Below are 20818 nucleotides of genomic sequence, written 5' to 3' on the forward strand. Positions count from 1 at the left end.
TGGAGTTCGGTGAATAGCATTGTCTAGTTATCACCCGCCATTGATTTCCAAATAATGATGCGTATTTATAATTTTCTCTGTCAATAAATTTATAAATTTGGTTAAGCAAAAGAGCCATAAAAACCGTTGCATTTTTTATTTTGAGGTATCATTAACAGGGAAGAGTTATTTCAAACAAATTAAAAATGAAAGCAATTTATAGCATACTACTATTATTAACTTTTGGATGTAATAATCCCAATGGATGTGAAGAAACTAAACAATATGCTGAAAGTTTCGAGGCTAATGTTGTTCTTTTAAAAGAACCTAAGATCAAGTATCAGGATTTTATCTTGGTTGGAGTTGATCCAACTACTAAGAGAGATACAGTACAATTGCTGCCCGGTAGGTGGTTTTACAATATTAAACCTTTTTGTGATGTAGGTGATACCATTGTTAAACAGAAGGGCGTTCCCATTATCGAAGTCCATAAAACAAAAAAAATGTTCGATACTACTCGGATTGATATAGAATTAAATTGTATTGATTATTTCATAAACGGAAAAACGATAAAGCAGTGGAATGAATTTGAAGAAAGTTATGGCAATAAGCTGAATAAATCGTATCATTCCCGTTGAAGCTAATTTTAGAGGTGCATTGATTTGTAGCGAAGATCTTTTGATGGAGCTATCAAAAGACTTGATCTCTTATCCCTATGGATTGTTTAAGGAAGAGGGCTTGTTCTATTCGAATATTGATATCTCACATCGTGATTTGCCTTTCGTGATAAAAGTATTGGATCATCTGAATATCGATTTATTAAGTACGGATGAAAAGCTGCTGCGCAAAGTTGTCTCTGAAAACAAGTCGGATTCTTTTCTATTAAAGCCCTATAGAGGAACTTCCTTATAGGATCTGCCCGAACGATTGAAAAATATTAATGAGTATGGACAGTTTATGGAAATAGCATGGATAAGAAAGTACCGCAATTTATTTTAGACCAAGTCAATTTTAAATATGGAAAGTCAGCACAATAAACATCGTAAGAAATAAACTTCCGTAACATAGCATTATGAAAATATTTCTACTTTTAAATATTGCCTTATTAGGTGTTTTATCTTCATGTCAATCTGATGAAAAATGCGAAGATTCAATATGTTTAAAAACAGCGATTAGAAAAACGGGGAATGATTATCTTGTACGGTTGGAGTTCAAATCAAAAATGGATACAATATTAAAGTTAGATCAGCGAATGTTTGCTACTGGCTGTCCTGATTATTGGGAAGACGCGACCGTATTTTATAAAACGAAGAATCCAAGTGCGCTAAAACATAACCAAATTATTGTTGAAAATACAGACAATAAAATCAGGTTATTGTCAGGACAGTTTTTTCCAGAAGGAATGGATGTACCGGCTGTACTGCCAAACTGCGCATTTTTAGAGGAATTCAAATTGGAATTGAAAAAGGACAGTATTATTTCATATCGATTTACTGTAGGAAGGGATGAATTGAGAGTTTCGACCGCAGATAGGAAGGTGAAATTGCACCTATATCTAAAAAATAAGGGAAATGGGAGAATTATAACGTCAAGCAATTGGATCGAAATAGATTCTTATCGTTCTGAATAAATATACAGGTAACGCGATGAACAAGGTTTACTAAATAAAGGTTTTATGAACAATGAAGAATTAATTTCGTCAACTATTTTTTGGAAAAAACATCCGGAAATTGGGTATTACTATTACAATGAAGAATACGACAAGCTCATTCTATTGCGGATGAATAATTTTCCTGAAGAGCCACTTTTTACACTAATCAATGGGCTTGACATCACAGATCTGGAAGATAAACCGATTGGATGGAATTTGTAAAGGCATTAATCCAAGCACAATTATGGAAAGTCAGCACAATAAACATCGTAAGAAATAAACTTCCGTAACATAGCATTATGAAAATATGTTTAAAAATGGGCAATCTGAAATGAAAAAAACGAAACAGATTCTACATTGGTTGTTCGCCAGCATAATAAGTTGCCTGTTGCTTATATCAAGCTGCAATGGACCTGTTGTTGAAAATAAAAAGATAGACAGCGCATCTAGGACAGACAATGCTTATATAAAAGTTATCTTTGAAAATGGACTTATCCAAGATGATAAATTTAGCTTTTCAACTTTTCAACGAAATATATTTGATTACGATGCTGTAGCAAAGGTCCATGATAAACTATTAGATAGTGCCGAATGGAACAAGTTGTATAAAACGATAGTAAATAAATATCAAACCCAGGGAGATACCGTTAATTACGATGACAATAAAATGTATCCCTATGGCGACTATAAAATTTACCTGATTACTTCTAAAGACGATATCTTATTGATTAATAATGATAACGATATTTTTTATAAGAGCGAAAACGGCATCGTTAAGTTTCGGGATAAGGATTTTGGGGATAAAATTAGATCGCTGATTGACTACTACAATTATTTTGAGAAGATCGACCGGATCTATTTATCCGGAAATTCAGCATTTTTGGATAAACATAAATATGAGGCGATAAAAAATCCACCAAGTCCACCTGAGGTTTATTATGAAGTCGATGTAAAATATGAGTAAGTGCTCATAAAACTTTAACATCTTATAATACTTTATGTTAACTTGTGGTGATTATTTAATGTTTTTTTTCATCCAGAGCCGTCTTTTGATATTTTTAACTTATTGTTTTTGAAAAGGGACGTGGGTCAGAAGAAAAAGCTTACCATAGGAATGCTTAAGAGTATAATTGTACAGGGATCTTTTTAAGTATTTTAAGGAAGACTGCTCGTATTCTTCGAATATTGATATTTCACCGTGCGAACTGCAGTTCGTTTTAAAAGTATTTGATCATTCGCATATCGCCCTATTAGGCATGGATAAAAAGCTGCTGGTGCAATTTCGGGACGCTAGATATCTTTAGATAGTGGTAAAAAAGGTGACAAGACAGATGGAGTTTGGTTGACAGTTTATAAAAAGTAAGAAGCTTATGAAATTTAAAGTTCGATTTACTGCTCCTTATCAAGTTGTCGATGTATATGATGATAACCTTGATGTCAATATTATTTTGGAGAATGATGAGGTTTATTTTGGAACATTGTTTACGTTGACTAATATCGATAAACTGATGGAGAAAAATCGTGAAATTTATTTTTGGTCTACAGATATGCTTATTGTAAAAGAGCTCTCTTATCAGGGGATTCATGCAGCGCTCCAAGCTGTATTAAATGAGGGCTATTTTAACTCAGTTTTCAATAAGATAGGTGTGGTCAAGGATATTTATTCGCATTTGGAGTGGAAAGATTTTTCGGATGTAGTATCGGAGATAAAGGAGCAATTTATTGAATGAAACTAATGAAACAAGGCGCAATGCTGCTAGATGGGTTTTGTTATTTACTTCAGGTGGCCCTGTAAAAAAAGAAGGTATTTATGTTTAATAATGATTTATCTACATTAACGCGGTAAAAGATGAAGAAAATTGTGCTAGTAATTTTAAGTTTTTTTGTCTGCTTTATAGTATATGGCCAAAGTAAGGACGAATATAAGAGCATGGTTGATACAGCAGTTATATTACAAACAAAGTATCTTGATCAAAATCCATATAATGAAGATGTTTATTTGATTGATACCAGTGATCGAGCATATTATCTTTCGTCGGATAATAAAAAGAATAAATTCAGCTCGATAGATGTATATGATAAAAAAAATAAAAGCCGTTTAAAAAAAGGTATTCATGCTTGGAAGATTTTACCAATTCTAAATGGTAGTAGATTGACCGTTAATATCGTTGATTTCCGTGTTAGTTATAAGAATCATAATTATCATTTTGCCAATACAGGAGGCGCTACCGTAGTATTTGAGTATCAGTGTGCAACTGGAAAATGGGTACTGATAAACACAACATGGTCGGGGTTATAACGTTAAAGTAAAGCCTAATCTGGGATTGCGGTACAAACATAGGTAACGCGATGAACAAGGTTTACTTTTAATTTGAAGTATCATTAACAGAGAAATATGATTTTAAAGAAAGTATTATGGAAACTGATGATTATTGGTTTTTTGAGTTTAACAATAGGTTGTCGTCAAGATTCTTTTCGGAGGGTTACAGCGACCGATCTTAATAGATATGAAAATAATAACCACGTTGTTTGGACTAATGCTGATAGCTCGCTAACATTAATCCCCATGATTAATAATGGCCCGTTTTTACAAGATTATAATATATTGTTGGTATTGAGGTATTCCACGGGAAAGGATGCGGTATATTATCTTTTGAAAGATACCGATAACGGTAACTATATTGTTCAAAATAATAAATTGTACATATACGATAGAGCGATCGGAATGCCGGGCGGGAAGAAAGGATGGTATTGCACAACAAAAGATCATAGTAGAATAATTGATAGTGTGTTTGTTACTGGGGATAGCATTTTGCCAGACTGCCCAAATCTTAAATATTTCGATAAAATTGCAAAGGGAAAACCCTATGGAATTTATAAGATAGACCAGGATACTTTAAAGGTCATTGCAAAGAATAAACAGGATGAAAAGAAGTATTTAGAAAACAGTCAGGCCCCTGGTTTCTACTACTTTTCAGCTCCAGGATTGGGACTCGAACGGGTATATGATCTATTGTCGATAGAAGAAAAGTTAAAGAAGACTGGTACTTCAACGCTAGAGCCAACATATTATTTCTAAATGATACGATAGAAATTTCCGACTATGCTAAGAAAGAGACACAAAGCCTCCATGCGAAGGTGCTCTTTTAAATCTTGGAAAAGTATATTGAAAGCCGCTTAAGTTTATTAGAATTTAAAGAAGAAGTACGTACTTTGTCATGTGGTAAAAAAGATGCTGAAATTGGATTTTGTGTTATCAAAATGGTTTGCAGGAAAGAGAAAGACAGAAAATGTAGTTCCTGGGTTAACTTATTTATTCTTAAGTAAAGTAATTTATATAGGGGAAGTGTTTGTCTTTTTGTTTTTAAAATTAATAGGTGTTAAAGAGCCTATCTTTATGGCATTTGGTATTATGATCTATAGTCTATTAGTCATTTTAATTGGCCGTTCACCCGTTGAACAAACCGTGAGAAATCCTGTATTTGAGAAATACTATAAAAGTCTAAGTAAATCGCAGGTCTATGTAAAAAGAACAATTGCTCTTTTCACTTTAATCGCGAGTTTCTTTTTTATGATAATTGGCTCAATTATGATAGCGAGAATGAAATTTTGAAAATAAAAATTTACAGCACTAAGGCGTCTATTTACTTCAATTTAATTGATGATATAGTTCTTAGGGGTGAGAGACTGGGTATGAAAAGAACGACATTTAGTCAATCGGTTTTGACAAGGTTTGATTGCAATTGATAAATTAACAACAGGTTTTAGATTACTTGAATTGATGACGAAAAAGAAATTTCTAAACGAACTTCATTTAGCCCAAAAATTATCTTTTGGGCTAACTATAAGATTTAATCATTCATCTCATCATAATAGACGTCTGTCTTGCTGAGAATCTGCTGTACCTGTTCGTACTGTTTTTTGCTAAGCCCCGTATCGTTCAAAAAGAAGAGACCGCTCCATTTTATTTTTTTGACAGAAGCCAAAAACGGTTCCCATTGCAGGGGATTATTTGTAAATGGTACAAACACCAGTTTGGGATTAGTGTACAATGCGGCGGGGAAACTTGTAAATTGATTGAAAGAAAAATTGGCCTTTTCTAGTTTCTTTAATGCAGCAATTGATTTTGGCAGTGTCGATAGCCCCGCATGTTCTACGCCGAGTTCTTTTAATTCGGGCAACTGCTCAAATAGATCGGGCAGATCTGTTAACTTGGTCTCACCTTTGTAATTGCCCGAAAGGTATAGGAATGACAGCTTGTTCAAACTAAAAATTTCTTTGGGAAAAGTGCTGAACAGATTCCCGTTGAGCCCGAGCTGTTTTAAGTTTTTGAGTTGTGCAAAGGTTGAAGGCAAACCTGTCAAGGGATTATTGCAGTCAAATTCTTCCAACGCTGTCAGATTGGAAATGCTTGCGGGAAGTACACTGAGATTATTTCTGCTTAACGCGATCTTTTTAAGTTTAGGATGGGCGGCTGTGATTTCAGGAAATGTGCTGATGTCTAGATTGCTAATTTCCAGTGACTCCATTTGATTGCCTTCGTCCATAATCTTTTGCAGGATTTCGCTGCTGAGCTTCTTTCCGGAGATGGAAGAACCCAGGGATAAGGTTTTTACCTGAGCTAGGTCTGTGCTTAGCAATTCCTCCAGTTTCTCCAGATTGAGTTCTTGTCCATCCGTCTTTTTGATGCGCACCTGATCTGCTGCTCGCATGGGCATGGATATCATAACAGGCATGCTTTCCGAAGTACCTGCCTGTTCGATCACTTTTGGTGGCTCGGGGATGGGTTTCACCACGGGTGGCGGGCCCTGTTTTTTCTTTTTCTTCTGCGCTGATACGCTTAACGTAAGTATGGATAGACTGAATACGATAATATATTTTTTCATGTGTGTGCTTTGTCTTTTGTCGTTGAAGCAAAGATGCACATTTTAAGACTGCTCTTTTCTGTGGATTTATATCCGATCGCTTTGGCTTACGATTCGTTGCACCTGGATGAATAATGGTTTGAGGTTCTTTGTTAATCGTAAAAGCTCCCTGATAATTTAATGATCAGGGAGCTTATTGTTAAAGGGAGTAAGGCGATTGGTGAAATAGGCGCTGGACTATTTCGTTTCGATCTTGTAAACGTAAATCGGGATTTCTGGGTCTTTGACAGTGGGTAAAGACAGCTGTAGCGCATCTCTCCCTTGTGTCCATTTGACCTTTGAGGAACTGCCCAGAAGCGCTAAACTTTTGATCTCGAGGCTACTTTTTGCAAGCTCCGGGATGTCGATCGTAGCGGTTGAAGGGCTACGCACAAAAAGATAAACATTTTTCCCTTTCTGCGTAAAGCGGTAGTCTGATACGATTTCTTTCGACGTTGCATCATTCACAGCATCTTTCATACTGGCTTTATCCTTTTCGGTTGCTTTATTGTCCGACTGCACGGTATGTATTGCTTGTTTGGCTCTGTTCCAGACCGTCGTACCGTAAATCGCTTCACCATTGGTCTTCATCCAGTGTCCAATGATGCGAAGATTTTCCTGGCTTTCAACTGGCCAGGTACCATCGCCTTTGGGGCCGACATTGAGCAGCAGGTTGCCCCCCTTGCTCACGACTTCAATAAGGTTGCGGGCCAGCAGCTCGGGGCTTTTCCATTTTGTGTCATGTCTATTGTAACCCCAGTTTTCACTCATCGTGATGCAGGCTTCCCAGTTCTTCCGGGCAGTAGAAACCAGCGACTGCTCAACAACGGCATAGTCGCCAAGTCCATTGCCTATCCGGCTGTTGATGATACAGTCGGGCTGGATGGAATGGATCAGATCTTTGATTTCCTGACTTTGTTTTTTGGTGATCAGCTCGGGAGTATCAAACCAGATAATACCGATAGGACCATACTGTGTCAGCAATTCGCGCAGCTGCGGTTTGACCTTGTTTTCGACGTATTTGTTGAGGTCTTTGGCATCTTCGTCGGGATAATCCCAGGTATTGCTGCGCCCGGCTTTGGTAGGCCAGTTGGTGGGCACATCGGGGTTCTCCCAGTCGCGCCCCAGTGAATAATAGAAGCAGAGCTTGAGACCATATTTCTTACAGGCTGCAGCAAGCTCCTTCATCGGATCTTTTGCCCAAGGGCTGCGCTTGACGATATTATAGTCGCTGACGGCTGAATTGTACATCGCAAACCCATCATGGTGCTTGGCCGTGATCACCAGGTATTTCATGCCGGCATCGTGGGCCATCTGTGCCCAGTGGTCGGCATCGAAGCCCGTTGGATTAAACTGATCGGCGATCTTTGCATAGGTCTTGACGGGTATGCGTTCGTAAAGCATAAAATGCTCACCGCCTTTGGTGGGATGTCCATTCCAGTCGCCCGCGGTCTGGGAATAGAGCCCCCAGTGCAGAAACAAACCGAATTTACTGTCGGTAAACCAAGGAGCGGGCTGGCTCATGGCCTGCCCGCTAATTAGCATAAGGGTACTTATGAGGATCTTTTGGACAATCCCTTTAAGCTGATTTTGTCGTTTGTTCATTGGCCTTTTTTACCATTTTGGATTTTGCCCTAAGGCTGGATTTTTTGATAATACATTGATCGGAAGTGGCATGAGGTAATGTTTGTCTTCGTCGAACACGCGATTGACAAAATCTGAACCTGCATATACGTCGATGTATTTCTTGCCACCTACGTCGACGGTTTTGACACTGCTCGATACTTTGGCAAAGCGTGGACTGTTGCGGTCGCTATCTTCAAATCGGATACCCAGTACTTTTTTTGCCAGATAGGAACCCTTTTTCCAGCGCATGAGATCCTGAAAACGGGTCTGCTCATAGCAAAGCTCGATCCGGCGCTCCCTACGGATCTCCACCAAATTGGATGAGATGCCCTCGCCAGCGTATTTCGGGTCCATTGGTGGATTAAGCTGCAGCTTTGGCATTCCGGCTCTGTCGCGCAGCAGATTGATGGAGCGATCGAGGTCTGTTTGCGATAAGCTTCCCAGCTCAGCCTTTGCTTCGGCGTAATTTAGCAGAATCTCTGCATACCTGAAAATAGGGGCGTCGGTATCTGAATTGGTTGCCAGCTGCCGTTGGTCATAATCGAAATATTTGATCAGGTGATAACCTGTTGCACTGATGTCGCCCCCCATACCCAATAGCCGTGGATAGCCCACATTGGAACGGAATATCGCCTGCTCCTCGCGGGGGTCGAGGACGATCTGTGCAAGGCGTGCATCGCGGTTGTTAAATACGTTTTCGATAGTCGCATCGTTGTATATGCTGCTTAAGCCGATGGGTTTTGCGCTGCCATCGGATTCGATGCAAAGGAAGTCCTCGACAAAATCACGTGTAGGGCCCGCATTCAGTGTCTGTACATAACCGCTCATATTGTGAGTCAAAATGCCCTTGACATAATTGCGGGCCATAATGATTTCGGGATTGCTTGCCAGCTCCGAATTGATAAAGAGCGAACGGTAATCGGCTTTTGGTTTACCTGTGTTGTAGATTTTGTAAACATTGCTTGCCATCAACTTCTCGGAGGCATCGAGTGATTCGCGTAGGTAGTTTTCGGCATCACCCAGCCCATGGTATTTGCGATAGGTCCCTTCGTAAAGTGCCAGTCTCGACTTGAGGGCCAATGCGGTATACTTGGTAATGCGGCCGGCACCATTGGTCCAGCTTGTCGGTAGATATTCGATAGCCAGATTGATATCACGTAAGACAGAATCCATCACCTGCTTGCGGGGTGTACGTTTGTCGAAAAGCTGTGGTGAATCGGTATTCAGCGGTGTGGAGACATAAGGTACGTCGCCATAGTTTTGTACTTTATCGAGATAGAACCAGGCGCGGAAAAAGAGGGCCTCGCCGGCGTATTGATTTTTAATCGATTCGGCAATAGGGACATGTTGATAGTTGGCTAGCATGACATTACAAACGCGTAGAAATGGCCACAACCAGCCACCTTGGCCCGCATCACTCGGTACCGTCTGCTGACCTGCCGCACGACGGATAAATGTCTCGTGTTCGGAAGCGCGCGAACCATGGTTGTCCGTCTGTGACTCAATCGGTACAACGGCATGTGTTGCACTGCCAAAGGCAGTATTGGTGAAACCGAGGAAAAACATATAGTCGGCATTGTTTCCCGCCTGATTATAGATGCCATTGGCATAGGCTTTCAGGTCATCTTCGGAGTTCCAATAAAGGCCATCATTTAAATCTGTTGTCGGTAGCCGATCCAAAAAACTGTCGTTGCAGGACTGGAAGGCGATGGCTAGGGAGAAAAGGATAGGAATAGAATATTTTTTCATTGCTGTAGGTTTAATACGTTAAAGTGATTCCAAATGAATAGGTCCTTGAGAACGGATAGATCATGGCCCCGCCGCCAGCAGCTGCCTCAGGGTCATAACTTCCTTTGATCGGTGAAAAGAAAAATAGATTTTCGCCGCTGAGGAATACCTGCGCATTGGATAGTTTTAATTTACGTAAGATATTCGGCTGGAAGGAATAGCCCAGCGTCACATTTTTGAGGCGCAGGTAAGATGCATCTTGCAGGTATTTGGTCTGCGTCTGCTGATTTTTTGTACTGCGCGCTACCGCCCGTGGGAAGTATGCATCGGTATTGGTCGGTGACCAGGTATCGTCTATCCACCATTGTTGGGTAGCGAAGTACTGGGTCGCTACAGGCCAGAATGCCTGTCCTGACGGCCAGAAATCACGTTTGCCAACACCCTGAATAAAGAGGTCTAGAGAGAAATTTGCATAGTTGATGCCACCATTAAAACCGTAGGTGTAACGCGGTGTGGTATTTCCGATGATTGAACGGTCGCCTGGATTGTCCACGGTATTGTCGCCCGGAGAAATTTCATTTTTACCGTTCTTCTGAACATTGTCACGTTCGAGGTATTTGATATCACCAGCTGCCCAGTTGCTTCCCAGGCGAGATTGATCGGAATGGTTGGCCACGTCATCGGCATCGACAAAAAAGCCTTCCGTAGTATAGCCCCATATTTCGCCTATTTTCTGGCCCACATAGTAGTTGGTCAGTGAACGGGTAGGATTGTCAAATTTGGTGATTTCGGCCTGTGAATCGCCGAGGTTGAACCCCAGGGAATAAGAGAGCTTTTCGTTGACTTTGTCCTTCCAGCTCAGTGATAGTTCCCAGCCTTTAGTGCGGAGCTCGGCTTTATTTTCTACAGGAGAGGTCGCTCCCAGCAGTTCAGGATAGACAACACTGGTGAGCATATCGGAGGTGGTGCGGCGGTACCAGTCGAAAGAAGCGTCGAGCTTGTTATTAAAGAACGCAAGATCGGCTCCTAAGTTGAATGTAGCCACCTTCTCCCAGGTCAGACTATTAGAAACCAGTGTCGGTGGATTGACGATCACCTGCGTCTGATTGCCGAAAATATAGTTACTGGAGATACCTGCTGACATAAAAGGCACAAAGGGGTAATAGCGGGTATTACCCGACCAACTGCTCGAGGTGAGGAGCTGATTGCCCAGTTCGCCATAGGAGCCGCGTAGTTTTAGATTCGAGAGGGTTTTGCGTGACCAGCGCATAAAGTTTTCCTCAGAGATGCGCCATCCGGCCGAAACCGAAGGCAGGAATACAAAACGGTTGTCTTTTGGAAAACGCGAGGTGCCATCATAACGGCCATTGACCTCAAGTAGATATCTGTCGTCGTAGATATAATTTAATCGGAAAAAACCTCCACGTAGGGCCCATTCATAGCCAGTTTGCTCCACTCGCTGTTCGCCAGAACCCAGTGTGAGGGTTGGTTGCTCCTGATTGAGGATGCCTAGACGTGTTCCTTTGTTGGAACCGTATTTGGTCAGTTCCTGATTATACCCCACCATTCCCTTGAAATAATGTTTGGCCAACGTTTTCTCATACTGTGTATAGGCATTGAATGAGTAGTAATCTCTGCGATTGTCTTCGACACTGTAGGAGTTGTTGGTTGAATTTCCTTCCGTCGGAACAAAATTGGATTTGATCATATCCACTTTCTTGCGCTGGGAGGTGTTTTTGTCGATATTCAGGTTGTAATTGAAATCGACATGCCCTGTCCAGCCTGGCATGAATTTGAGGTCGGCATTGAAAGAGGTCCAGATATCTTCATTCATGGAATGGTTGCGTCCACCTTTTTCCAACAGTGGGATAGGGTTTTGATCGTCGAAATACATGCCATTGTATTTGTCATATTGCGGATAGGCGGGATCGCCGTTCCACTGATAAGGACGTACCGGACTGGTAAAGACAAACTGGTGCCAGATAGAGTTACCATAATTGTAAGGTTCGTCGTTGTCCGTATGATTATAGAGGGCACGCAAACCTAGCTTTAACCAGTCTGTGGTCTGGTTTTCGACACTTAGGCGGGTATTGAGCCGTTTGAACTGATCGCTGTTGATCTTGAGGAGGCCAGTCTGATTATTGTAGCCCACGGAGCTGAAGAACTTCGTTTTTTCGGTACCTCCAGATAACGAGATATTGTGCCTTTGAGAGAATGCGAAGTCTTTCATCAGCATCTTTTGCCAGTCGTTGTACCCATAAAAACGATAACTGCCGCCAACGACTTCATAAACCGGATTATTGGCTGGATCGGCTGTCCAGGCCTTCATCCCGGCGACTGTGGCATCATCGTACATCGGTGCGAGACCCGCGTTGAGCATGGCCTGATTGATATATTCAGCATGCTCGTAATTCTTCTTGACAATCTCCGGAAAAATGCTGGGTTGCGAGAAACCGAAATTATTGTTGTAAGATACCGTTGTCTTATCCACATTGGCTGCGCTTTTGGTGGTGATCAGGATGACACCAAAGGCACCACGCACACCGTATATCGCAGCCGAGGAGGCGTCTTTGAGAACCGTAACATTGGCGATGTCATTTGGATTAACCAGGTTCATATTCATCTCCACACCATCCACCAGTACAAGTGGACCACCACCATTGATCGAGGTGGTACCGCGGATATTGATGCCCGGATTGCTCGCAGGGTTACCACTTGACGGAGTTATGGTGAGGTTGGGGATCGCGCCTTGTAAACCTTGGGCTACATTGTTGATCGGTCTGTTTTTTAATACATCACCGCTGACATTGTCTACGGCACCCGTTAGGTTGATACGCTTTTGCGTACCATAACCGACAACAACGGCTTCTTCGAGTGCACTGTCATTTTCTTCCAGTGAGATTGTTAGGGCGTTTGCATTGGCACTGTTAAAACGGACTGTCTGCTGTTTGAAAGACAGGTGCGAAATAGTCAGGCTTCCTTCTGACTGTGTTGATTTAAGGGTAAAGTTACCCTTAGCATCCGACGACGTACGGCTATTGCTGCCGTTTAGTCTGATCGTCGCATTTTCAATAGGAGCGCCGTCTTTGGTAGCAAGCAAACGGCCACTGATGGTATATTGTTGTTGTGCCTGTTGTTCAATTTTGGTCGAACTTGGCAGGACGATAATGTGCTGCCTGTGAATTTCAAACGTCATTGGCAATTCGTCCGAAAGCTCTTTGAGCACATTCTCCAGCTTTTGGTTGTTTGCATGCACTGTGACCATGTTTAGGCCATTAAATAGGCTTTCATCATAAAAGAAATGATAACCGGTCTGTTTCTTGATTTCCTGAAAGACGGTTTTGAGGTTTCCTTTATTGATATTCAAGGTGACCTGCTGGGCTTCGGTTTTACCATATACTCCATAGGTAAATAGTAAACCCAGAAATAAGCTTGCTTTCATTTTTTTCGTGATAAGAGGCGAAAAACTCGGTTCGATCATTCTGTTCCCGAATAGGTAATTTTTACATTTGATAAAGTAATTCATATTTTTCAGCAAAAGGGTTAGTTTTTTAGGTTTTCATTGCGGCAGGTTCACACCTGCGGAGGGCACCTCTGGACTGGGTACCGTTAGTCTTTTTGTAAATTTTTATATCATAATCCGTCCTCCTTCAATAATTGGTTTATCTTTTTAGTTTTTGGTCTTTACGGTGACGGTTTTTCCATCAATTTCAAATTCAAGGCCGGCTCCGCGTTTAATGAGTTCCAAGGCTTCAGCGAGGCTTACACTTCGGCTCATGCTGCCGCCAAACTTTTTCTTACTGATCGGGCCTTTGTAGATAACCTGGATGTCATACCAGCGTGCCAGTTGTTCCATGATGTCCTGAATCTGGTCGTGTTCGAAATAGAAATAGCCATGTTGCCAGGCGGTTTCCTTTTCGATATTTGCCTGAGAGACGCGCATGGTGCTGCCATCGAATTCGACTTTTTGCCCGGGTACAATTTGCTTGCTCGTTTTATTCTTGTTGGTCAGCTGGATACTGCCGTTGACCAATGTGACATTGGAAGTTGCATTACTATAAGCCGTCAGATTAAAGGCGGTCCCCAGTACCTTAATATCACCGTGGACCGTGCTGACGATGAAGGGCCGGTTTTTTTCGTGAGCTACTTCAAAATAAGCCTCACCCCGTAGTTCTACATTGCGGGTGTATTTACCAAAGGCCAAAGGATAGCTTAGCTCAGAAGCTGAATTGATCCAGACTTTGGTGCCGTCCGGCAATACCATCCGGTAGAAGCCCGATTCGGGTACTTTCAACGTGTTTTTTAGGTTTGCAAGTTCGGTCTGCCCACTGCTTGGTTTGTAGTGCAGTTGGCCATCTATGATCTGCAGCTGTTCGCCATGCGTTTCCTGTACAATTGTCGGCTGCTCAGAGAGTGCAACAGTTTTACCATTGGAGAGCGTGAGGGTGGCTTTCTGTCCACCGGGTAATACATCGTTGTTATACTGATAGACGTGATCGGCGACAATTTGTTTGTCCTGAGGAGTAGCGTTTAAAAACCATGCGACACCTAAAAAGATGAGCAGGCTGGCTGCAAGACCTGCATAGATCATTAGCTGGCGCATATTGCCGATCTGTAATGGTCGTTTTACCGGTTTGGCCGAAGCGTAGTGTAAAATTTTCGTTCGAGCCTGATCCAGGTCCAGTCTATCCCAGAACTCTGCATCGCTAGATCTGAGCCCCTGACTGGTATATCGTTCCCATTGTTCGCGTAGGGTCGGATCATCTTCAAAGATTTTTTGGAGAGCCTGCATATCAGCTTGGCTCAATGTCCCGCTAAAGTGCTTGACTAAGAAATCGACGAGTATAAATTGGTGATCCATCATGATGTTCAATTGGCTGTTTAAGGAGAAGAGCCACAGGGGACGCAAAAGGATGGAAAGAAAAAAAAATAAAGTTTTAAATGATTGTTAATCAGTTAGTAAAAATAACAAAAGGAGGAGTGCATGTGCATCTAAACGTGATCTGAGAAGCTGTATGGCTCTTTTTTTCTGGCTTTTGACGGTATTGATGGAAATGGTCAGGTTGCCCGCAATTTCTTCGTTGGAGAGTTTGTCGAAGATGGCCATGTGTAATACTTGTCTGCAGCCCTGGGGCAGTTGATTAACCGCTTCCATGAGCTGGTCGATGACTTCGGCCTGTATCATGGCATCCATGACCGTCTGTTCTTCGATCATATCCTTGTCAAGCTGGTCGACGTATTTACTTTTTATTTTTTCACGGCGGATATGTTTGAGGCAATTGTTGCGGATGGAAATGAAGAGATAGCCCCGGCGCGCATTTTCATCATCGGGTAAGGTATTGCGGTCCTCGCAGAGTCCTGCGAAAAAGCTCTGAACAACGTCTTCAGCTAAAGCTTCGTCGTGGAGGATATTGTTTGCAAAGAGACAAAGCAGTCGGTAGTATTGCTGAAAAAGAGATTCAATAGTGTAAGGTAAATCTATCTGCAAATTTTCCAACTTGTTTGATCATGTATAAAGAAATTGACATAACAGATGCTTTAAGAGCACGGTATAAAGATAGGGAAATATGCTCAGCTTTTAGCGTGAGAGCAGGTGCTGGTGATTTTATTTCTTCGAAAACGATTGAGCTTAAAGTTCATGAGTAACCCATCAAAATGAGATGAAGGTCACGATTTAATATTTGTTTATCCGCTCGATTAAAAAATACGCAATCGATTGTTTCGAAATTATATTTTTTTTATTCAATTTTTCTTTTCAATTTTCAGATAGAAACCAATTGCAATAAACGATAAACTATTGAATCTATTTCTTTTCAATAAATAGATGATAGCCCTTACTGTTGCACTTTTAGCCGTAGCCCTATTATCCTATTTAATCCAATAAATCAAACCGAATGATGAAATACATCGTTAGACTTTTGCTGCACATCCTATTGCTGATGTTTTTTTTTCAATCGACCTACGGCCAGACGAGCCAACTTTACTTACATACTGATCGAGACTATTATTTGCCTGGAGACACGGTCTGGTTTAAGGGCTATTTTGTAAAGGATGGAGCTATCGCTCGAGATCTCCACAATATGTACATGAAACTGATCGACGAGGGGGGAAAGGAGATATGGCAATCAGTGGCCTTAATCAAAGATGGTGTCACAGCGAGCTATTTTACCATACCTGCAGGCTATCCTGGTCAAGAGATTTTTATCAATGCCAATACTCTTTTGGACTCCTGCGTCAATAGTAGGCCCTATTTTAAAAAATTGGGCATTCTGCAGCTTTCTCATGAAAATCCTACATCTACCCTTGAAAAAGTACCGGAGTTCAAGCTTGTGCAACAGCCTGAGGGGGGGATCTTACTTTCTGGACTGGAAAATACCCTGCTGATCCAAACATTGGACAGTAGGGGATATCCAGCTTTTGTTAAGGGAAAAATGGTGGATGAAAAGGCCGGTGAAATCGCGGAGTTTAGGACAGACTCGGCTGGCTTTGCTACGCTGCGGACGATTTTTGAGCCAGATCGGAGTTATATGCTCCAATGGGCAGATCCGCTGGGTATACTGCATAAAGACAAAATTCAACCAGTGGTACAGGGTGCTAAGGTTGCTTTGGTAAAACAGGATTCACTGGTACTTGTTCAATTGCAGACCAACCTGCCTAGCCAGCTTGTTCATGTCACTGTAGGAATAGGAAAAAGAGCCCTTTTTGATCAAGAGTTCAACCTCAAAGAAGGAAAAAAGACGAATATTCCGTTAAAGAAAGCGGATCTTGAATATGGTATTTTGCAGGCTGTCGTACGGGATAAACAGCAGGTCGTATCGCGGACAAGCTTGCTTATTGACGACGAACAGATTGAAGTAAGCCCTATTGTCTCAGTCAGCAGTACTTTTCAGGAAAAATCGGAAGGTATAGTTACAGTGACCTTGCCTAAGGGCGAGAAGATGGCACGTCTGTCGGTTTCGGTAGTTGATGCCGAAGTCGCCGTAGATACCACGCAAAGTATGTTGACGGATATTTACTTTCAGCCTTTAAGCCAACAGCCTTTAGTTAATCCGCAGCTGTTGTGGGAACGTACAGAAAATAAGAATCTTTTTATCCAGGGGCAAACTTGGGATGATAGCTATTGTCCCAGTAGCGAATTAACGGTGGTGGATCCTCCAATAAAGATACAAGGCCAGATCCGCCTGAAAAAGGGATCATGGGCTAAATTCTATTCCGATTATCTGGATGAAGTAAACAAAGGAAAAAAAAGAAATTTACCTGCAAGGGGGATTTCTTTTGGCTATCAGTATCCCGAAATACCACGCATGCAATATACTGAGTTGATGTTTGACAAAAATGGAAATTTTGCGGTGCCCAATTCGATTATATTTGATTCGTTAGAAACCAGGGTTATACAGATCTATCGAAAGCTGAAATTTACCCCTTTTACTGTTCAGTATAAATTTGCAGATCCCAAAAATTATCGCTATCCCATCCTAATACCTGTACAGGCCGCTAATGCAAGTAGAAGAGAGTTGGATAATTTAAAGGGACTTCACTCAGACTATTTTACAATGGATGCGCACGGAAATCGGGTGCTGCAGACAGTGCAGGTAACGCGGACGCGCAGGCAACGGGAAATTGATCGTTTGCAATTTCGTTTCAGAACGATAGAACCTCAGACTGTCCACCAACCAGATTTAATCTTGCTTCCATTGATGGACAGCTCGGTTATTAGAATGAGTCAGTCTCTACGTGAGTATATTGCTACTAAAGTCCCCGCGCAAAGTGTTTCGATTATTCTTAATGGAAAGTTAGCCGGGGGAACCGGCGACGTTGCGAAAGCAGCTGCGGACGGCAGTGGACTGTCCAACGTCGTAAAAAAAACAAAAACTGATCCCGACAAATTAGAAGAATTGAATCGGCAGTACCAATTATCGTTTTTGGATGAGGATGTGTCTAACTATCCTTATCTGAAGTTTTACCGTACCTATAGCTCTCCGGTGTATTCCGGTACAAATGTGCTGCTTGTCTTTGAATATAGTCCGGCAGAGGTAAATCGGGATTTGGGATCTGATGAATATCATGAAACTATAGCAGGTTATATGCCTTTAAAAGCGTATACTAATAAGGTTTATTCGTCGACGGCAATGCGTCTGTCTTCTGGGTTGGATACTCGCTTGACCTTGTACTGGGATCCGTTTTTTGATTTTAATCAGGCCGAGCAGTCTAAAGAATTTGTATTCTACAACAACAGTCGCAATAAAGGGGTTTGGATAACAATCCAGGGGCTGACGGAGACAGGTAAGGTCGTCTATTATCGCCGTATGATAAAAAATAATAAAAAGTAAGTGAAACGATTTTGAAACGGTCGATGTTCAGCTTTTGTCAGTTTGCAGTTGAACAAATCCAGACTGCTTATTGCTGTGCTTTCTTTTCGTTATTAATTTTTTATGTACAGCGTTAATTTTGTTGTGGATTTTTATTGATATTTGATTAGCTTTATGCATTCATTCTTGCTATTTTATTCGTCGTTGAACATCTTAATTTGCTGTTCACTTTTTTAATAGAAGAATCCGAGTCCTTTATCCGATTCTGTAAATGATATGCGAACGTATTGCTAGTTAATTTTAATTAAATAATGAGTCAATTCAAATTACAATCTGCTGTATTCATATTTTTGTGTTGGATGTTTGTTTACCCTGCGGTAGCACAGAAACAGCTATTTCCGCAAGAGGAAGATTATTTGCAGCTTATGGAACGCGCAGCAAAGGAAAATAAGCCAATGTTCTTGGTCGTTCATCAGCGGAGCGATCAGATTATTCCTTTTAGAGGCGCTGTTTCAAAAAAAGCAAAAGATATGCTCAGTACGCAGTTTGTGTCGGGAATCGTTCAGGTGGATCGGGATGAATTTGACCATCCGTTGCAACGAGCTTTCTATTTGAACAAACCGATGTACCTCGTTACCGATAAAGATGGGATTCCTATTTTACGAGTAGACAAGGCGGTTGATGGGGGAGATGAGCTGGAAAGGCTCCTCGACTCGGCAAATACGCTTGCGAAAGCTGAAACGCTCGGTGTTCTTACTGCACAATATCGAAAGGGAATGCGTCAGCAGTCTTTGTTGCACAAAATACTCCGCTACAATCAAACATTTGACCAATATACAGACCAGCAGCTATTAAGTGACTATATAGCGCAGCTGACAATAGAGCAATTGAATAATTTTGAGACGGTTATATTTTTATTGAGCTGTGGCCCAGTCTATAATAGCAAATCTTATCTACTCGCACGTACCAATAGCACAATGGTGGATAGCCTGTATTCCTCTTTGCCGTTACCAGTTCGTAAAAAGATAAACAACAGGATTATACAACGGACATTTCGGGAATCGCTTGACAGCAAAAACTTCTCCTTGGCTCAAGAAGTGGGTTATTTTGCCTATACGACATGGACGCCTAATCATTTACGGGCTTCTAATTCGCAAGCTTTTTATCCCCTCGAATATAAAAGGCTTATGAAAGATAGTGTGGCTTACGTACAGTTGGCGCGAAACTATTACAATCAATCATTTTATCGGGTCGATCCCGATTCGTTGTCACGCGTAGACTTTGCACAAGATCGACAGATCAAGTTTTCGCGAAACCGGCTTTTATTGGACAGTGCACAAAATGCAGAATTCAAAGCCCTCGTAGGAAAGGGACGTAAATATTATCAGGATGACCAGGCTACTAATTTAAATTACGGTGCGCAGCAGATCCTGGCTTTTGAAAAAAATAACGCTGAGGTTATATTTGATGCGATCCGTTGGCAAAAGAAAACAATAGATCTCAAACCTGATGTGCCCGCATTCCGCTATACGATGGCTTTATTGTTGTATCGGGTCGGTTTTTATGCGCAGGCAGAAGAAGAACAACAAAAAGCTGTGAAATTAGCGAAGTCAAATAAGCGCTATCAGGAAAAAATGCAGGCCGTTTTGAAGCAGATACAGTCCAGACGATTATGATCAAGGCTAATTTGGAGCCGGGCCTGTATGTAGGCGGATTGGAATAGTAAACTGCACGCGCACCGGCATGCCATATTGATAACCCGGAGTCCATTTTTCGGCTTTCTTAAGTACCTCTATGCCACTTGCGGCAGTTCCATAGCCGAGGTCATTAATTACTTTAAATTCATTTGCAGTGCCGTCTTTTTCAATGACAAAACTGATGAGGAGCTGTCCGGATACTTTTGCCTTTAAAGCTTCATTGGGATATTTGTAATTACGTGCAATAAAGATCATCAGGTTTTTTACACCGCCAGGGTATTCCGGTTTGACATCCCGTTGTGTATAAGGGTGAACGTTATCCATACTATCTGTACAAATGCCCTTGCTTAATACACCTTTTGCATACCATTCTTCAAACCTGCTCTTACCCTTTTTTAAAGTACCTTCCCAATGTCCTTGGCGTAAACCATCGGCATATTGCCCTTTTTCACTATTTATGCTGTCTTTAAATTCGAACATGCCGTTCCCATTCACAATCTGTTGGCGACCTGTAGAATCGGCATAATAGAGTAGACGGCTATGCTGCTCCTGAAAAAGAAATTCATTTGGACTGGCTTCAGAACTGGAGAAAAATCTAATTTCTCGTAAAAGGCCATTTTCGTAGTATCTTTTTACGGTATCGCTCAGTTTATTGTCTTTATATCCGGCTGATACCGCGAGGTTGCCATTATTGTGATAGCTTTCAATAGTACCTTCCAGAAATAATCTTCGTGGGTCGGCTACTTTGGTCCATCCATGTCTTTTTAAATTGCCATTAGGATAGTAATCGTTTAATTCGTGAAGCCCCAATTCATTTGCTGTTAACCGAATAATGCTCGTGTAAGCTGCCGAATCTTTGATTGCAGTAAAACCACCATTTTTCTTAATGTAGCTGACGATTGTCTCCTGGGCTTTTGACGGCAT

General features: G+C 41.5%; 18 protein-coding genes. 11 read left to right on the forward strand and 7 right to left on the reverse strand.

Translation table 11 applies throughout. The annotated features are described in order from the left end of the window. The first annotated feature begins 185 nt into the window (after positions 1-185). The 9 genes from ACLCDV_RS06685 to ACLCDV_RS06725 all read left to right on the forward strand — a co-directional run bounded on the left by ACLCDV_RS06685 (position 186) and on the right by ACLCDV_RS06725 (position 5243). Entirely contained in the window at positions 186-617 is a 432-nt protein-coding gene (locus ACLCDV_RS06685) for a hypothetical protein (RefSeq protein WP_411973211.1), read from the forward strand. A gap of 43 nt (positions 618-660) precedes the next feature. Next, positions 661-891, forward strand: a complete 231-nt coding sequence (locus tag ACLCDV_RS06690; protein ID WP_411973212.1) for a hypothetical protein — start codon at positions 661-663, stop codon at positions 889-891. Positions 892-1051: 160 nt separating this feature from the next. Then, complete coding sequence (locus ACLCDV_RS06695; RefSeq protein ID WP_411973213.1) at positions 1052-1609, forward strand: hypothetical protein; 558 nt, start codon at positions 1052-1054, stop codon at positions 1607-1609. Positions 1610-1654: 45 nt separating this feature from the next. Then, complete coding sequence (locus tag ACLCDV_RS06700) at positions 1655-1852, forward strand: hypothetical protein (protein WP_333576980.1); 198 nt, start codon at positions 1655-1657, stop codon at positions 1850-1852. 109 nt (positions 1853-1961) lie between these two features. Continuing rightward, on the forward strand, positions 1962-2594 hold the full coding sequence (locus tag ACLCDV_RS06705; protein WP_411973214.1) for a hypothetical protein: 633 nt from the start codon (positions 1962-1964) through the stop codon (positions 2592-2594). Positions 2595-3000: 406 nt separating this feature from the next. Next, a complete protein-coding gene (locus ACLCDV_RS06710) occupies positions 3001-3360 on the forward strand; it encodes a hypothetical protein (RefSeq protein ID WP_411973215.1) in 360 nt (119 codons plus the stop codon). Between the two features lie 119 nt (positions 3361-3479). Further along, complete coding sequence (locus ACLCDV_RS06715; RefSeq protein WP_411973216.1) at positions 3480-3929, forward strand: hypothetical protein; 450 nt, start codon at positions 3480-3482, stop codon at positions 3927-3929. A gap of 267 nt (positions 3930-4196) precedes the next feature. Next, positions 4197-4709, forward strand: a complete 513-nt coding sequence (locus tag ACLCDV_RS06720) for a hypothetical protein (RefSeq protein WP_411973217.1) — start codon at positions 4197-4199, stop codon at positions 4707-4709. A gap of 153 nt (positions 4710-4862) precedes the next feature. Continuing rightward, positions 4863-5243: a hypothetical protein gene (locus ACLCDV_RS06725; protein WP_333576984.1), complete on the forward strand. Its 381-nt coding sequence runs from the start codon at positions 4863-4865 to the stop codon at positions 5241-5243. 238 nt (positions 5244-5481) lie between these two features. Here ACLCDV_RS06725 and ACLCDV_RS06730 read toward each other — a convergent pair whose 3' ends face one another. The 6 genes from ACLCDV_RS06730 to ACLCDV_RS06755 all read right to left on the reverse strand — a co-directional run bounded on the left by ACLCDV_RS06730 (position 5482) and on the right by ACLCDV_RS06755 (position 15385). Beyond that, positions 5482-6516, reverse strand: coding sequence for a leucine-rich repeat domain-containing protein (locus ACLCDV_RS06730; protein ID WP_411973218.1), 1035 nt, complete (start codon positions 6514-6516; stop codon positions 5482-5484). A 216-nt stretch (positions 6517-6732) separates the two neighbouring features. Then, positions 6733-8139, reverse strand: coding sequence for an alpha-L-fucosidase (locus tag ACLCDV_RS06735; protein WP_411973219.1), 1407 nt, complete (start codon positions 8137-8139; stop codon positions 6733-6735). 9 nt (positions 8140-8148) lie between these two features. Then, positions 8149-9909: a RagB/SusD family nutrient uptake outer membrane protein gene (locus ACLCDV_RS06740; RefSeq protein WP_411973220.1), complete on the reverse strand. Its 1761-nt coding sequence runs from the start codon at positions 9907-9909 to the stop codon at positions 8149-8151. Between the two features lie 10 nt (positions 9910-9919). Continuing rightward, the gene (locus ACLCDV_RS06745; RefSeq protein ID WP_411973221.1) at positions 9920-13330 is read right to left on the reverse strand and encodes a TonB-dependent receptor; all 3411 of its coding nucleotides are present in this window, start codon (positions 13328-13330) and stop codon (positions 9920-9922) included. Positions 13331-13558: 228 nt separating this feature from the next. Further along, positions 13559-14797, reverse strand: a complete 1239-nt coding sequence (locus ACLCDV_RS06750; RefSeq protein WP_411973222.1) for a FecR family protein — start codon at positions 14795-14797, stop codon at positions 13559-13561. A gap of 39 nt (positions 14798-14836) precedes the next feature. Continuing rightward, complete coding sequence (locus ACLCDV_RS06755) at positions 14837-15385, reverse strand: RNA polymerase sigma-70 factor (RefSeq protein ID WP_411973223.1); 549 nt, start codon at positions 15383-15385, stop codon at positions 14837-14839. A 397-nt stretch (positions 15386-15782) separates the two neighbouring features. On the opposite strand from ACLCDV_RS06755, the gene ACLCDV_RS06760 reads away from it, so the two are divergent. Both ACLCDV_RS06760 and ACLCDV_RS06765 read left to right on the forward strand, forming a co-directional pair. Further along, positions 15783-18218, forward strand: a complete 2436-nt coding sequence (locus ACLCDV_RS06760) for a hypothetical protein (protein WP_411973224.1) — start codon at positions 15783-15785, stop codon at positions 18216-18218. Positions 18219-18508: 290 nt separating this feature from the next. Beyond that, positions 18509-19873 (forward strand): hypothetical protein, encoded by a 1365-nt coding sequence (locus ACLCDV_RS06765; RefSeq protein WP_411973225.1) that lies wholly within the window; start codon positions 18509-18511, stop codon positions 19871-19873. Positions 19874-19879: 6 nt separating this feature from the next. On the opposite strand, the gene ACLCDV_RS06770 is transcribed toward ACLCDV_RS06765, so the two are convergent. Next, positions 19880-20818 carry an energy transducer TonB gene (locus ACLCDV_RS06770; RefSeq protein ID WP_411973226.1) on the reverse strand — a complete coding sequence of 313 codons (939 nt, stop codon included), beginning with the start codon at positions 20816-20818 and terminating at the stop codon, positions 19880-19882.

Origin of the sequence: Sphingobacterium sp. Lzh-3 (genome assembly GCF_046764375.1) — a bacterium.
In the GTDB taxonomy this organism is placed as follows: domain Bacteria; phylum Bacteroidota; class Bacteroidia; order Sphingobacteriales; family Sphingobacteriaceae; genus Sphingobacterium.

Bases quoted from the DNA above. Each gene is read 5' to 3' on its own strand.
- ACLCDV_RS06685 (WP_411973211.1), top strand. From the start codon at position 186: ATGAAAGCAATTTATAGCATACTACTATTATTAACTTTTGGATGTAAT.
- ACLCDV_RS06690 (WP_411973212.1), top strand. From the start codon at position 661: ATGGAGCTATCAAAAGACTTGATCTCTTATCCCTATGGATTGTTTAAG.
- ACLCDV_RS06695 (WP_411973213.1), top strand. From the start codon at position 1,052: ATGAAAATATTTCTACTTTTAAATATTGCCTTATTAGGTGTTTTATCT.
- ACLCDV_RS06700 (WP_333576980.1), top strand. From the start codon at position 1,655: ATGAACAATGAAGAATTAATTTCGTCAACTATTTTTTGGAAAAAACAT.
- ACLCDV_RS06705 (WP_411973214.1), top strand. From the start codon at position 1,962: ATGAAAAAAACGAAACAGATTCTACATTGGTTGTTCGCCAGCATAATA.
- ACLCDV_RS06710 (WP_411973215.1), top strand. From the start codon at position 3,001: ATGAAATTTAAAGTTCGATTTACTGCTCCTTATCAAGTTGTCGATGTA.
- ACLCDV_RS06715 (WP_411973216.1), top strand. From the start codon at position 3,480: ATGAAGAAAATTGTGCTAGTAATTTTAAGTTTTTTTGTCTGCTTTATA.
- ACLCDV_RS06720 (WP_411973217.1), top strand. From the start codon at position 4,197: ATGATTAATAATGGCCCGTTTTTACAAGATTATAATATATTGTTGGTA.
- ACLCDV_RS06725 (WP_333576984.1), top strand. From the start codon at position 4,863: ATGCTGAAATTGGATTTTGTGTTATCAAAATGGTTTGCAGGAAAGAGA.
- ACLCDV_RS06730 (WP_411973218.1), bottom strand. From the start codon at position 6,516: ATGAAAAAATATATTATCGTATTCAGTCTATCCATACTTACGTTAAGC.
- ACLCDV_RS06735 (WP_411973219.1), bottom strand. From the start codon at position 8,139: ATGAACAAACGACAAAATCAGCTTAAAGGGATTGTCCAAAAGATCCTC.
- ACLCDV_RS06740 (WP_411973220.1), bottom strand. From the start codon at position 9,909: ATGAAAAAATATTCTATTCCTATCCTTTTCTCCCTAGCCATCGCCTTC.
- ACLCDV_RS06745 (WP_411973221.1), bottom strand. From the start codon at position 13,330: ATGAAAGCAAGCTTATTTCTGGGTTTACTATTTACCTATGGAGTATAT.
- ACLCDV_RS06760 (WP_411973224.1), top strand. From the start codon at position 15,783: ATGATGAAATACATCGTTAGACTTTTGCTGCACATCCTATTGCTGATG.
- ACLCDV_RS06765 (WP_411973225.1), top strand. From the start codon at position 18,509: ATGAGTCAATTCAAATTACAATCTGCTGTATTCATATTTTTGTGTTGG.
- ACLCDV_RS06770 (WP_411973226.1), bottom strand. From the start codon at position 20,818: ATGCCGTCAAAAGCCCAGGAGACAATCGTCAGCTACATTAAGAAAAAT.